The following is a 13,290-nucleotide window of genomic DNA, read 5'->3' as shown; positions in this document are numbered from 1 at the left end:
ACCGGGGCGGCCACTCACACGAGTGGCCGCCCGTGCGTGGGGGCCGTGGCCGGGCTCAGCGGTTGACGGCCTGGATCTCCTGCACGGTCACGTTCTGGGTCGCGCCGAACGTGCCGTCGGGGAGGTCGCCGCCCGTGCCGCCGGTGCCCGTCCACTGGATCTTCCAGGTGACGGTCGCCTGGAGGGGGTACGTGCCGTTGCCGGAGGAACGCAGGTACCTCACTCCGCAGGGTGGGGTGCGGTCCGCCTTGCCCTTGGCGTAGGGCTCGCCGATGCGGCCGTCGTTGATCGCGCAGACGCCGGAGGCCGGGTAGGTGACGGCGTCCTCGGTGCCCGGTTCGATGCGCAGCGACACGGGTTCCGCGGTCGCGGTCGCCTGGATGCCGATCGCGGGTACGGACGCGGTGACGGAGACCGGCTTGAAGTCGGCGGCGTCCAGCCAGGCCCAGGTGGGGAGGTTGACCTTCGTCTGCGCGGCGGGGGCCAGGGTCACCTTGGTGCCGGGGACCCGGACCTCGGCATAGGCGAGTTCGGCGAGGATCTCGGGCGTGACGGCGTTCTTGATGCCGGCGGGCGGCGGGGCGCCCTGGTCCACCCAGAAGGGCTCCTCTTTGCAGGCGTCCCAGCCGGGCGGGAAGTCCTCGTCGACGAACGAGTCCCAGAAGTAGCCCTTGCCGGTCTTGTCCTTGTTGAAGTCCTTGTACGGCTTGCCGTTGACGTACCGGTCGCGCTGCTTGGCGTCCCACTCATAGCCCGTGGAACCGGCTTCCCAGACCGGCTCCATGGCCTTCTGGAGCTGCTCCGGGGTGTACTTCGGGGCGTACCAGCAAGGGGGTGGGGTCCAGGACGTGGACGAGGTGAGGGCGCCGGCGGAGTTGCCGCTGCCGTTCTTGGAACGGTCGAAGACGACGCCGCCCACCGTGACGGAGACGGTGCCGTCTTTGCCTGCGTCGGCCTTTTGCGTTTCGCCGTCAGTGCCGCCGAACCCCTTCTCCGCATAGGCGGGTCCCGCCATGGTCAGGGCTGCGGCAATGACGCCCGAAGTGAAGAGTATGCGTCCTGTACGGATCAGGGCTGGCACTTCTCGCTCCCTCGCTGCGAGATCAGTCGCTCGGTGACCCATACGCCCTTGGCGTTCTTGCGCAGGGTGCCGGCATAGACGACGTAACTGTCCTTCGTCACCGGCGTGACATCCGTCTTGCCGGTTTTCAGGAACTTGTTGAACGCCTTGCTCTGGTCCTCGCAATACACCAGTGCGGCCGTGCCATCGCCCTTCAGGGTCAGGCTCTCGTTGTAGGAGCGGGTCAGACCAGTCGTGCGTGCTTTGTGGTCGACGAACTCGGTGATGTACTTCTGGCTCTCGGCGGCGGCTGCGCCTTCGGAGTAGAAACGGTAGGCCTTGTCGAGCGGATCCTGCTTGGCGATCGCCATGTCCACGGCCCTGATGCGCTGCTCGGCGTCGCTGAGCACGGCGTCCTTCTGGGCGTCGCCGGTCTTCTTCCATTCGAACTTGTAGGTCACGTCCGACGGGAGTTCGATCTTCGGGCGGCCACCGGCGGCCGGCTCACTCGGACTGGAGGACGGCGATGCCTTGTCCCCCGTGTCGGCTCCCGCGATCTTGTCGCTGTCCTTGTTCTTGGAGCTGTCATCGCTCCCGCACGCGGACAGCGTCAAAGCCGCAGCGGCGGTCAGCGTGAGCGCTGTGAGGAGGGTGGGACGGCGGTTCACGGTCGACTCCCGGTCAGAGGCGAGGCTTCTCTCGAGCGAACCAAAGCTATCCAGCGGGGTGCGGCCGCACCAGGGTGAAGGTTGTCAACGGGCGGGGCGTATGGGGAGGAATTGGCGATTGGCCGACCCATTCCAGCCGTAACGGTTGCATAACGCGCCAGCACCGCCCCCAACAGCGGCACGCTGCGCGGCGTTTCCGTCAGGAACGAGCAAAGAGCATGGGTCCGTGGGCCCATGTGAGGGACTGCCCGCTGCGGATACGTTCGGGGTCGCAGAGCTGCCGACAGGCGGCGTGGTCGAAGGGGGGCCTGATGGGGCGGCGTTGGCGGGACGGGCGTGGGGAACTGATCGTGCACGGGGGTGGTGAGGGACCGTCCCTCAGGGTGCCGCTGGAGGTCGCCACCTCGTATCGGGCTCGCACAAAAGGGCTGTTGGGGCGGAACTCCGTCGACGGGGCGATCCTGCTCTCCCCTGCCAACAGCGTGCACACCTTCCGGATGCGCATGCCGATCGATGTCGCCTACCTCGATCGGCACCTGCGCGTCATCGCCGTCCGCACCATGCGGCCGGGCCGGCTGGGAATGCCTCGGCTGCGTGCTCGGCATGTGGTGGAGGCGGAGGCCGGGGCGATGGGTGAGTGGGGGGTGCGGGAAGGGGCTCGGGTGGAGATCGTCGTGTCGGCGGACGGAGGCTGAGGCGTCGGCAGAAACACGAGCGGAAGGTCAGGCTCCCTCTCTTAACGCTCGTACAGTCCGTGCAACTCGCTCACCGAGCTCGGTCAGCTTCATCTTGGTGGTGGACTTCGGGCTCACGTGCAAAGAAGCTCTTGTGCAGGTGGAGCAGGAGAGGCCGGCTCGCCCTTTCCTTCAGCTTCCGCGCCTCCTACCACTGGGGCCTCTCCGTCTCCAGATCGAAGAGCCTCCCCTGTGCCGCCTCCGCGTTGTCCCAACTCGCCGGACCGCCCGGCTTCACCGACAGGCGATTCAGAGCCGCCCTGGCTTCGGGACTCCCCATCGCGCCCAGCAACTCGATGGCAGAGTCCGCGCCGATGTCCTCGATCACGCAGCGCTCGGCCGTATCCACCGCCCAGTCGGCGAAACGGCCGGGGTCGGAGTCCAGGGCCAGCCAGCGGAACACCGAGTCGGCGATGTCGTCCCGCAGCCGCGGGATCATGGCGAGCATCGCCGCTTCGACGTGATCGACGACATGCCGCTGAAGCGGGTACAGCCTCTCCCGTCCCCGCCACTCGCGCACCAGCTCGTCCACACCGGCCCACGTCACCTGGCTCATGCGGGGCATCCTCTCCCCCACCGCCTGGTGGAACTCCTCCCATACGTGCCACAGCAGGCCCGGAGACGGCGGTTGAGGCACATTCGGCACCAACTCCGGGTCCTCCAGCAGCTGGGTCACCACCTGCCGAGCCTCCGCCACCCGCTCATCGGTGCGCGGCAGGGCAACGATCCGATCCCAGTCGCCCTCGTCCCAAGGCTGTGGCAAGGACCGAAGGGCACGGGGCAGAACGTATTCACCCTCCGGATGACGCCATCGCACGACCTGCGGATCCCACATCTCCTCGGCACTCGGCTCCGCGTCCGACTCGCTCATGTCCGCCGTCCTGCCACGTCTCGTGGCTGTCGTCCACTCGTTCGTCTCATTCGATGCCCAGGTACGCCTTGGCGCTGTCCGGGTCCTTCATCTTCGACCAGTCCATCGTGCCGTTCGCCGTCCGCTCGTCGATGACACGCTGCATCCTGCCGAGCTGGTCGGCGGACAGACCCTGGCCCGCCACCTTCACGTCCACACCGTTCTTGGCCATCTCACCGGCCGCCGTTCTGGTGTCCTTCGCCGGCTTGCCGTTCCGGGCGGGCTTGAACTCGCTGAAGACCGACGTCCAGCGGTCCGCCGTCTCGATCTCCACGGTGGCCTTGCGGCCCGGCTCCTTGCTCGCCCACTTCTTGAGCCTCTCGACCTGGTTGGCGAAGTCGCCCTTGCGTGTGGCCGAGCCGGCGTTCTTGACCTCCTTGACGTGCACGGTGCCGTTCTTGTCCTTGTAGACCACGTCCGCGTCCGGGATCTCGTCGAGATTCACCTTCTCCCCGTTGCCCAAGTCAGCCTCCTTGCGGTTCATCTTGCCGCCGACTCCGGCGTCCACGTGGGTTCCGGGTGCCGCGTCGTCGGCAGCGCGGCGTACGGCGTTCACCTCCGCGCGTGCCTCGGCGAGCTTGTTGGCGTCGGAGGCGTTGGCGACCTTGCCTTCCAGCGCGGCGGCGGCATCGCCGTTGACGTTTCCGCGTCGTGCGAGGTCAGTGATCTCGTCGAGCGAGTCGGCCGCGTCCTTCGTGCTGATCTCACCGGGTTCCGGGGGGTCCTTGGCGCGGTTGACTAGCCCGTCGATCTGGTCGCCAGGCACCGAAGAGCCCCGCTCCCGCAGCGCGGCCTTCGCTGCTTCAGCCCGCGCTTCCAGGGCCTGTTGCTGGGCCTGGCGTGCGTCGTCGGCGTCGTCGCCCGTGCATTCCTTGCCGCCTCCTGCGGCGACGACGATCCGGTCGCCCTGCGGGGCTGCCAGGACACCTGTGCCGGTGCCCGTGACGCCGCGCAGGCCGCCGCCACCGCCGTACGGGACGCGCCCGATCGCGATGGTGCAGCTGCCGTTCTTCTCGGCCTTCTTCTTGGCCTCGTCGGCATGCTTCTGGGCCTCGTCCGCGGCCTTCTTCGCGCCGTCGAAGTCGCCCGCCCTGGCCGCCTTGCGCGCCTTCTCCGCCGCGTCGGACGCCTTGTCGAGGGCTTCACCGACCTCGGCCAGCTTCTTGAACTTGGTGAACTTCGTGATGGTCTTCGGGCTGAAGATGCCGATGACGCCGACCACGGTGTTGCCGATGGAGGCGCCGTAGTTGCCCTTCTCCCAGTTCTCCTTGTCGACCAGCGTGTCGGTCGCCAGGTCGGAGACGAAGTCCTCGGGCGAATTGACCCAGCCCCATACGGAGGAGACGTAGCCCCCCTTGTCCCACTTCTCGCCCAGCTCATCGGACTTGTCGCCCCACCAGTCGGTGGTGTAGCCCTTCAGACCGTTCCAGGTGTCCTTGACCGAGCCGACCGGGTCGCTGACGACGTCCATCGTGTCGGCCAGGAAGCTCTTGGTCGGGGCGACGAAGAAGCCCCGGACGTGGTCCATGAAGGTCTTGTCGTGGCGTTCCTGGTCATGTACGTCGTCCCAGAGCGACCTGTCTTCGAACGGGCCCGGAGCGAGCGGGATCGTGTCGTTCGGGCCGGCGCCCTCGTAGGTGATGAGCTGGGCCGACGCGGGGATGTCGCTGCCGCCCGTGTCACGAACGCCCGTGGCTGCGTTCGTGCCGTCGCCGGCTTCGGCGCGGCCGTCGGCTTCCGTGCCGCCGTCGGCTTCCGTGCCTTCATGGGTGCCCGCACCGCCCTGGGTGTCCGAGCCGCCCCGGGTGTCGGAGTCTCCCTGGGTGCCCGCATCGCCGTTCGTGCCCGTGCCGCCGTCTGCGCCCGCACCACCGTCCGCGTGAGCGGTGCCGTCCGGGTCCGCGCCGTTGCCGCCGTCGGCGCCGGCGTCCGCATCGCCCTGGTGGGCGGCGTCGTTGTCCCCGGCCGCACCCGTCTCCGTGCCATCGCCTTGCGCAGCGGGGCAGGCCGTGCCCGTCACCGAGCAGACCGCCGACTGGATGCCGTCGGCGATACGCCCGCCGAGGCCGCCCACCGACAGCGCGAGGATGATCGCCGCGACCACCGCGACGAGCCCCGCGTACTCCACCGCGGTCTGGCCCTCGTCCCGCCGCCAGAGGATCATCCTCTCCAGGCTGAAGGCCCGCCGCGGCTCCCTGTCCTCGGGAGCGGTCGCGAACCACTCACGCGACCGGGTTCGGCGCAACAGCACGATGACCGCCACCGGCATCGCCGCCTGCGTGACGCCCCGCAGATCACCGTGCAAGAGAGTGCCGAACGACAGCCACACGATCCACGCCTGCACGGCGATCAGTGCGCGGCTCGTCCACACCCCGCCCTGCCACAGGCGCCGAGCCAGGTAGATCCCGGCCACGCCGGGCAGCGCGTCGTACGCCAGGATCCCGAAGATCTCGCCGGAGTAGTACGTGACCACCGACAGCACGGTGATCACGTACAGCACGGTCAGCGCGAACTGCACCCACAGCAGTACCTGCGCCCAGCCCAGCTCCCTCGGCAACGGCACATGCCGTTCCCAGGACGGGGCGTTCTGTGCACCCCCCGTCCCGGACGGGGGTATCCAGTCACCGGCGTGGGACATGCGCGACCTCAGCTCAGCTCGATAAACGGCCGTTCAGGACGGACATCGAGCCGAGGCTAAGGAACGTCGATCACTCACGCATGGGCCCGTGGCCCCAACCCTGGGCCCACTTTCGGTCACTCAACTCCCTGTGCGCGGGAAGGAGACCTCGACCCGGCGGTTCTTCTTGCGGCCGGTCTCCGTGGAGTTGTCGGCGATGGGGTACTGCTCGCCGTAGCCGCGCACCTCGTACGTGACGCCGGAGTCGGCCAGTTCCTGGTCGAGGACGTTCTGGACGGCGTCGGCCCGCTTCCTGGACAGAACGTCGCCGTGGGCGGAGGAGCCGAGGTTGTCCGTGAAGCCGAAGACGCGGACCTTCGTGGCGTTCTGGGTCTTGATCTCCTCGGCGATCGTGGAGATACGGGACTTCGCCTCGCCGCTGAGTTTCGCGCTGTCCTTGCCGAAGAGGACCTCGGCCTGGAGGGCGAACTTTACGTCGGCGTTGGTGTCTTCACGCCGTTCGTCACCGCTCTGGTCCTCGACGACCTGCTTGATGTCGAGGACCTTGGGTTCGGCGAGGGTGGCGCCCTCAGGGATCTTGAGGTCGGGGTCGTTGGGGTCGACCTCCACAGGGGCGGAGGCGGAGGCCTCGGTGCCGGGGGGCACACCGGGGGTTTCGTCGGCGTGGGCCGAGACGGCGCCGTAGAGGTTCGTGGCCACCATGAGGCCGGCGGCGGTGAGGACCAGGGCGAGCCGTGGAGTCGCCGTTCGCGTGCGGGTCTTCATGGCCGTCCTCACCCGGAGATCTTGATGGTGCCGCTGGAGAACGTCGGGACCTGCAAGTCGACTTCGGTCGTGCTCGTGGGTGGTGCGGGGAACTGCATGAAGACCGGGAGGGTCTGCCCCGCCTCCAGGTTGCCCAGACCGGTCGTCGTCAGTGGGCGCCCTTCCGTGTCGCGCAGCGTGTAGTAGCGCTTCTTCCCCTTTGCGTCCACGAGGGTGGCACCACCGAGCGAGGGGCCGTGCGCGATGACCTCCGTCTCGTCACCGCTCGTCTGAGGCGGGACCACCACGGACTTGTCTCCGTCGTTCTTCACGATTCCGTTCACCGTGAGGAAGCCGCCGGAGTCCCTCGCGGCGGAGATGATCTGAAGAAGGAGTCCGTCTGTCCCCTTCAGTTCCGCCAGCGGTGTCTCCGACTGCCCCTCCTGAGCACTCGGCTCGGACCCACGGCCCTTGGAGGCCGATGCGGACGGGGACGGCTTGTCATCGCCGCCGCCGCCACCGCCGCCGCACCCGGCCACGCCGAGGGCCAGTCCGGCCGCGATGGTCAACGCGACCGCTCCCCTGCGGGCCTTCGCAGTGAACCGCATGCTCATCTCTCTGCTTCCTTCGTCACTCGTCGTTCGCTTGAGGGTCGGCCAGGTGGACGTCGAAGAGGTCTTCGGGTTCCGGCAGAACATCGAGGTCTTCGGGGTCGAGCTCCCACTTCTCCCCGTCGCAGGAGAGCACCGGCAGCACGTCGGGATCTGCGCCACCGGCCGGAGGCTCGAAGTCACAGCGAGGCTCGATCACGGCGGTGGCGGTCGCGTCGGACTTGCGATCCGCGGTACCGGGGACCACGGACTCACCGACGGACTTGTTGGTCTCGACCTCGACGGTGAAACCGAGGAGGCCGTCAGGCCCGCAACTGATCACCCGGGCGTCGTTCCGTTCGGCGAGCTCATATGCACGCCAGCATGAGGGACTGAGGCCCTCGGCGGTGCCCTCGAAGATCGCCCGCCACTTGGCCGGATCGAGTACGTCCTTCACCCACGCGCCGGCGAGTTGATCCCGCCTGTCCTGCGCTGCCGCGAGAGCCGCCGCGTCGGCGGCTGTCTGGGCGCCGTTCCTGTTGGCTGCGGCCTGGCCGACCGCGAAGTACGCGAACGCGAGAAAGAGCAGGCCCCCCACCACCGTGATGTAGATGGGGAAAGCCTGCCCTGCGTCGCCGTACCGGCGGGGTCGCGTCAAGGAGCGACCTTGGCGATCTGCGCCTGGATCTTCCCGAGGATCGTCTGACCGATGTTCGTACCCGTGATCGCCAAGACGATCGCCACCACCACCGCGATGATGCCCAGGTACTCGACCGCCGTCTGTCCCTTGTCCCCGGCGCGGCGCTGCATCGCCTCGACCGTCGTGTTCTTCCAGCCGTTCACACGGACCTTGGTCGCGACGGCGGTCTTCAGCATCAGGTCGCTCATGGTGTTCCCCTCCGGTTTCGGCTGTGTCGTTTTCGACACGAGGAACGTACGGCGGCACGGCCCCTCCGCCAGAGGGCCCCTGGGCCCAATCGCGGGCCCAATCGCTCGGGCCCAGCGGGTTGTTCCCCCCTCGAGTCATCGGAGGTCACCCCCGTCCCCGGTGCGTGTCCGGTGCCGTGCCGATCCACTTCGCGGCGGCCTCGGAGCGGCTGGTGCTGTGGAGCTTGGCGAAGATGCGGTTGATGTGGTTCTTGACGGTCTTCTCGCTGATGAAGCACGTGGCGGCGATCTGCTGGTTGTTCATGCCGGACGCGATGAGGTCCATGATCTCCGCCTCCCTCGTGCTCAGCTGGAACCGCGACTTGTCGGGAGCGGCCGGACGGCCACTCGTCCACCCAGACGAAGACTGTCCCACATGCGGTTGCACTTGCGAAAGGTTTTCTGAAGAAATGGAGGGCGAGTAGGGCGGGGTGCCTACGAAATTCCCTGGTGGGGGCGGTGATTGAGTCTGCGTATACGGTTGCCCGGAAGCGGATATTCCGTATGCAGTCGCACTCGATGACCCACCCAAGCCGTCCGGCAGGGGTGACGCCGGGGCTTGGTCCTGGCGCAGTTGGGCCAGCAGCGCGCCCGCCGCCGTCGGGGTGAAGTGGGCCCGGCCGTCCTTGATGTCCCGTACGGCGATGACCAGTTGGTCGGCCGTGAACTCGCCGTGCACCAGGTAGCCGCCCGCCCCCCGGCGCAGGGCCTCCTGGACGATCTCCGACTCCCTGCTGTAGGTCAGCATCACGACAGGAGCGATCCGCACCAGGTGCGGCAGGGCCGAGATGCCGTCCACGCCGGGCATGCGGACGTCCAGGAGGACGACGTCCGGGCGGTGCAGGTGGGCGGCCTCGTAGGCCTGACGGCCGTCGGCGGCCTCCGCCACGACCTCGATGTCCGCGCGGCCGGAGAGCAGGGCGGTGAGGCCGGCGCGGACGACGGGGTTGTCGTCCGCCACGACGACCCGGAGGCGGCGCACCGGCTGTGCCGACTGCGGGAGGTCGGCGAACGGGTCGTGCGGTGGCGGCTGGGGAGCGCCGGTGGGGTGGGGCGTGTGGTCCGGCATCAGGGCCTCCTCTCGAGTGGTGGGGTCATACGCCGGGGGTGGTCAGGGCGGCCAGGGGGAGTTCCAGGCGGACCTCCGTGCCCTGGGGGTGACTGCCGCGGCCTATGCGGATGCGGGCGCCGACCGAGGCGGCGCGTTCGACCATGCCGACCAAGCCGAAGTGACCGGCCCTGCGCAACTGTTCGAGGCTGGTGCCCGGCGGCAGGCCGCGGCCGTCGTCGTGGACGCTGATGCGGAGCAGGTCGCCGTGGACGCCCGCGCGAACGTCGACGCGGGTCGGGTGTGCGTGGCGGTGGGCGTTCTCCATGGCCTCCGACGCGATGGTGAGGAGCTGGCGTGCCACGGCCGGGGGGACGGGCGGGACCGCGTGGGCACCGGTGGGGCTGTAGACCGCCGGGAGGCCGGTGCGGCTGCTGAAGTCGCGGGTGCGGGCGGCGAGTTCGACCAGGACGTCCGTGCCCTGGCCGGGGTCCGATTCGCGGCGCAGGTCGGCCAGGAGTTCGCGGGACTCGGCGGCGGCCCGGCGGGCCGAGCGGGCGACCAGGGCCGCTTGCTGTCTCACCAGGGCCGGGTCCATGCGGTCGGCGTTCGCCGAGGTGGTCAGGCCGTCGGCGGCCAGGGCCACGCCGTGCAGGGTCTTCGCGACCGAGTCGTGCATCTCGCGGGCCAGCCGGGCGCGTTCGGCACTGACCGCCTCCGTCACGGCGAGACGGGCCTGGGCGGTGGTGAGGGCCTGGGTGGCGGCGCCGAAGCGGAGCATGAGGTTGCGGAGGCTGGAGCCGACGGCTCCGGCGATGACGCAGAGGCCGGGCAGGAGGGCGGACTCGGTGATGCCGGGGGCCGGGTCCTGCTGTGCCGCGTGGACGAGGAGCAGCAGGAGTGCCTGGCCGGAGGCGAACACCGCCGCACCACGCCAGCCGTAGACCAGGCCCGCCAGGAGCGGGGTGCAGACGCTGACGTAGGCGAGGGTGCTGTCGGGGCCTGCGGCGATCAGGAGCAGGGCGCCGAAGAGGGTGTCCACGGCGAGGAGGGAGGGGTGGCGCAGGAGGAGGGGGCCGAAGCGCTCCCAGTCCCGGAAGAGGACGTAGGAGGTCATGAAGGTGACGACCACGGCCGCGCCGACGAGGCGGGTGGGGAGGCCCTCGTTCGCGTTGACGAGGGCGGTGGGGGTGGCCAGGGCGATCATGGCCAGGCGGAAGCCGAAGACCTGGCGGCACATGGCCTGGAGGGCGTTGACCTGAATGTCGATCGCGGGACCTGCGGGCTGGGCGGTGTCCTGGCCTTCGCCCGGGAGCCGATACGCGACCGCCCCACCCGGGCCGCCGTCGCCGTCCGGTGCGGACGGTCCCTGCGGGGGCGCGGAACCGTCGGGTGCGGGTCGCCCCGGCGGGGGCGCGACGCCGTCCGGTGCGGGCCGCCCCTGCGCGAGCGCGCCGCCATCGGGCGCGGGCCGTCCCTGCGGGGACGCGGCACCGTCCAGTGCGGGCCGCCCCTGCGCGGACGCGGCACCGTCCAGTGCCGGTAGCCCCTGCCCGGACGCGCCCCCATCCGGTACGGGCCGCCCCTGCGCAGGCACGCCACCGTCCAGTTCGGGCCGCCCCTGCGCGAGCGCGCCGCCATCGGGTGCCGGTAGCCCCTGCGCGGACGCGCAACCGTCCGGTGCCGGTAGCCCCTGCGCGGACGCGACGCCATCCAGCGCGGGCCGCCCCTGCGCGGACGCGCCCCCATCGGCGGCCCAGCGGCCGCTCACCGACGCTTGTGGCTCACCGCGCGCTTCATCCTCCGCTGCACCGCCCCCGACCGGCATCGGGCCCGGCGCGGGGGCGTTCGCCGCGGGTGTCCCCCGCGGCACTCCGGCCTTCCGTCGCCCGCCCGACTTGATCCGCAGCGTCGGCTCTCCGCCCACCGCCGTCTCCCACCCCGGTGGCAGCGCCGGCGTCACCGACGTCACGGGTACGTCCGGCGCGCCCGTGCGGACATACGCGGGCAGCACCGTCCCCGCCGGAGGCGTCGTGATCTCCGGTGTCCGCTCGGCCCGGCGGCGGCGAAGCCCCAGCAGCCCCGTGCGCTCTCCTGCCATCGACATGCCGTCGCCCCCTTCCCTACTTCCCCGTCACCGAGCCGAAGTCCGTGCCCGAGCCGAGGATCAGGCCCGCGCCGAGCAGCAGCATCGTGGCCGGGACCATGAAGGTCGTGATCATCATCGTGGCCTTCGGGACGGCCCGGGCCGCCTTGCGGCGGGCGTTCTGCGCGTCCGTGCGGCGCATGTCCTTGGCGAGGGAGACCAGCGTGTCGACGATCGGCGCGCCCAGTTCCTCGCCCTGCTGGAGCGCTGTCACGAACATCGCCACCTGCTCGGAGTCGTTGCGGCGGCGCAGTTCCGTGAAGGCCTGGCGGCGGCTCATGCCGAGGTCCATCTGGCGCAGGGTGATGCGCAGTTCGTCGGCCCAGGGGCCCTCGTAGCGGGACGCGACCCGGTCCAGCGCCTGGCGGAAGCCGAGTCCGGCGCTCACCACGACCGCCAGGACGTCCAGGAAGTCCGGCAGGGTCCGTTCGATGACGTCCTTGCGGATGCGGATGGCCGACCAGATGCCGACCTCCGTCCAGAACGCGCCGAAGGCCAGCAGGAGCAGCGCGACGAAGAGCTGGCCGCGCAGGAGGAAGACGAGGAACCCCACGGCCCCGAGGAAGCCGTAGACGGCCCGTCGCGCCCCGTACCGGTCGATCGTCAGGCCGCCGGGGTTGCCCGCGAGGTCGATCTTGCGGCGGTACTTCGCCACCTGCTTGGGGCCCATCAGGCGCAGGACGGCGGGGGCGTAGCGCATGCCCAGGCGGTCGACGAGGGAGTCGACCGCGCCGGTGCGGGTGGAGCCGACCTCCAGGGCCAGGGCGAGGTCGCCGGGCAGTTTCGCCTCCGCGCGGTACATGCGGATGCCGGCGAAGACGCCCCAGACGCTGAGGCCCATCAGCAGGGCGAGGAGCAGTCCCATGGTTGCCTCCGGGCTCAGACGTCGATGCGGGACAGGCGGCGGATGAGGACGAAGCCGACGGCGTAGAGCGAGAAGGCGATGATGACCGCCGCCTGGCCGAAGGCGGAGCCGGTCATGCGGTCCAGGGCGCCGTCCTTCACCCCGTTCATGAGGAAGAGGGAGCCGACGCCCAGGACCGGGACGGCGTACGACGTCATGTTGACCTGGGAGAGCTGGGTGCGGACCTCGCGCCGGGTCTCCTTGCGTTCCTCCAGCGTCTCCGTCAGGTTGCGCAGGGCGCTCACCACCTGACCGCCGGCCCGGTTCGACAGGACCAGCGTGGTGACGAGGACGACCAGTTCGCGGGACGGGAGACGGTCGGCCAGTTCACCCAGCGCGTCGTCCATCGAGGCGCCGACCGCCAACTGGGCGGCCACCTTGCCCAGTTCCTCGCCCGCCGGAGCCTCCATCTCCTCCGCCGCCATGCCGATCGCCGTGCGCAGGGCGAGGCCGGCCTGGGTGGCGTTGGCGAGGATCCGGGCCATTTCGGGAAGCTGGTTGATGAACTTCTCGATGCGTTTCTGGCGTTGCCAGTTGAGGAACTGCACGGCGACCCCGATGCCGAGCAGCCCCGCGAGCGGCCCGAAGAACGGCGCCAGGGCCGCCTGGCCGATCAGCCACAGGCCGGCGACCGTGGCGAGCATGTAGACGAAGAACTCGCCCGGGGTGATGTCCAGCCCGGTCGCCGCCAGGCGCAGTTCCAGCTTCTTGCCGAGTTTGGTGCGCCGCAGCCGGCGGTCGATGCCGGGGAAGTTGCGGCGCCGGCCGCCGGTGTGGACCTGGCCGGTGGCGGACAGGCGGTCGACCAGGGCCTGCCGCTGTGCCTTGCCCATGGCGTAGGAGTGCAGGCCGGCGACCACGAGGACGCAGGTCAGCAGCGTGATGCCGGTGGTGAGCGTGATGAGCGGTTGCAGTTCCATC

At 69.9% G+C, this 13,290-nt stretch carries 13 protein-coding genes; 1 reads left to right on the top strand and 12 read right to left on the bottom strand.

Translation table 11 applies throughout. The annotated features are described in order from the left end of the window. Positions 1–55 precede the first annotated feature (55 nt). A complete protein-coding gene (locus tag AC0665_RS02900) occupies positions 56–1,015 on the bottom strand; it encodes a hypothetical protein (RefSeq protein ID WP_478605376.1) in 960 nt (319 codons plus the stop codon). A gap of 53 nt (positions 1,016–1,068) precedes the next feature. After that, positions 1,069–1,728: a hypothetical protein gene (locus AC0665_RS02895; protein WP_478704302.1), complete on the bottom strand. Its 660-nt coding sequence runs from the start codon at positions 1,726–1,728 to the stop codon at positions 1,069–1,071. 311 nt (positions 1,729–2,039) lie between these two features. Here AC0665_RS02895 and AC0665_RS02890 point away from each other — a divergent pair, with 311 nt between their 5' ends. After that, positions 2,040–2,423 (top strand): DUF192 domain-containing protein, encoded by a 384-nt coding sequence (locus AC0665_RS02890; protein WP_478704301.1) that lies wholly within the window; start codon positions 2,040–2,042, stop codon positions 2,421–2,423. Positions 2,424–2,610: 187 nt separating this feature from the next. Here AC0665_RS02890 and AC0665_RS02885 read toward each other — a convergent pair whose 3' ends face one another. The 10 genes from AC0665_RS02885 to AC0665_RS02840 form a co-directional block, all read right to left on the bottom strand. Beyond that, on the bottom strand, positions 2,611–3,225 hold the full coding sequence (locus AC0665_RS02885; RefSeq protein ID WP_478704300.1) for a hypothetical protein: 615 nt from the start codon (positions 3,223–3,225) through the stop codon (positions 2,611–2,613). 154 nt (positions 3,226–3,379) lie between these two features. Continuing rightward, positions 3,380–5,935: a Flp family type IVb pilin gene (locus tag AC0665_RS02880; protein WP_478704299.1), complete on the bottom strand. Its 2,556-nt coding sequence runs from the start codon at positions 5,933–5,935 to the stop codon at positions 3,380–3,382. Between the two features lie 195 nt (positions 5,936–6,130). After that, on the bottom strand, positions 6,131–6,775 hold the full coding sequence (locus AC0665_RS02875) for an OmpA family protein (protein WP_478704298.1): 645 nt from the start codon (positions 6,773–6,775) through the stop codon (positions 6,131–6,133). A gap of 8 nt (positions 6,776–6,783) precedes the next feature. Next, a complete protein-coding gene (locus tag AC0665_RS02870; protein WP_478704297.1) occupies positions 6,784–7,368 on the bottom strand; it encodes a hypothetical protein in 585 nt (194 codons plus the stop codon). A 16-nt stretch (positions 7,369–7,384) separates the two neighbouring features. Then, the gene (locus AC0665_RS02865) at positions 7,385–8,002 is read right to left on the bottom strand and encodes a pilus assembly protein TadG-related protein (RefSeq protein WP_478604853.1); all 618 of its coding nucleotides are present in this window, start codon (positions 8,000–8,002) and stop codon (positions 7,385–7,387) included. Then, positions 7,999–8,232 (bottom strand): hypothetical protein, encoded by a 234-nt coding sequence (locus AC0665_RS02860; protein ID WP_361301215.1) that lies wholly within the window; start codon positions 8,230–8,232, stop codon positions 7,999–8,001. Before AC0665_RS02860 ends, AC0665_RS02865 begins: the two co-directional genes overlap by 4 nt. Before the next feature lie 145 nt (positions 8,233–8,377). Beyond that, positions 8,378–9,340, bottom strand: coding sequence for a response regulator (locus AC0665_RS02855; RefSeq protein WP_478704296.1), 963 nt, complete (start codon positions 9,338–9,340; stop codon positions 8,378–8,380). 25 nt (positions 9,341–9,365) lie between these two features. Continuing rightward, the gene (locus tag AC0665_RS02850) at positions 9,366–10,820 is read right to left on the bottom strand and encodes a sensor histidine kinase (protein ID WP_478704425.1); all 1,455 of its coding nucleotides are present in this window, start codon (positions 10,818–10,820) and stop codon (positions 9,366–9,368) included. Between the two features lie 622 nt (positions 10,821–11,442). Next, positions 11,443–12,330: a DUF5936 domain-containing protein gene (locus tag AC0665_RS02845; protein WP_363118347.1), complete on the bottom strand. Its 888-nt coding sequence runs from the start codon at positions 12,328–12,330 to the stop codon at positions 11,443–11,445. A 14-nt stretch (positions 12,331–12,344) separates the two neighbouring features. After that, entirely contained in the window at positions 12,345–13,289 is a 945-nt protein-coding gene (locus tag AC0665_RS02840; RefSeq protein ID WP_468407135.1) for a type II secretion system F family protein, read from the bottom strand. Between the last annotated feature and the right edge of the window lies 1 nt (position 13,290).

The sequence above is a fragment of the Streptomyces sp. NPDC043685 genome (assembly GCF_056436585.1).
Note: the sequence above shows the minus strand (reverse complement) of the source record. Positions and strands in the feature narration are given on the sequence as shown.

Bases quoted from the DNA above. Each gene is read 5' to 3' on its own strand.
- AC0665_RS02840 (WP_468407135.1), bottom strand. From the start codon at position 13,289: ATGGAACTGCAACCGCTCATCACGCTCACCACCGGCATCACGCTGCTG.
- AC0665_RS02890 (WP_478704301.1), top strand. From the start codon at position 2,040: ATGGGGCGGCGTTGGCGGGACGGGCGTGGGGAACTGATCGTGCACGGG.
- AC0665_RS02900 (WP_478605376.1), bottom strand. From the start codon at position 1,015: ATGGCGGGACCCGCCTATGCGGAGAAGGGGTTCGGCGGCACTGACGGC.
- AC0665_RS02855 (WP_478704296.1), bottom strand. From the start codon at position 9,340: ATGCCGGACCACACGCCCCACCCCACCGGCGCTCCCCAGCCGCCACCG.
- AC0665_RS02870 (WP_478704297.1), bottom strand. From the start codon at position 7,368: ATGAGCATGCGGTTCACTGCGAAGGCCCGCAGGGGAGCGGTCGCGTTG.
- AC0665_RS02875 (WP_478704298.1), bottom strand. From the start codon at position 6,775: ATGAAGACCCGCACGCGAACGGCGACTCCACGGCTCGCCCTGGTCCTC.
- AC0665_RS02860 (WP_361301215.1), bottom strand. From the start codon at position 8,232: ATGAGCGACCTGATGCTGAAGACCGCCGTCGCGACCAAGGTCCGTGTG.
- AC0665_RS02845 (WP_363118347.1), bottom strand. From the start codon at position 12,330: ATGGGACTGCTCCTCGCCCTGCTGATGGGCCTCAGCGTCTGGGGCGTC.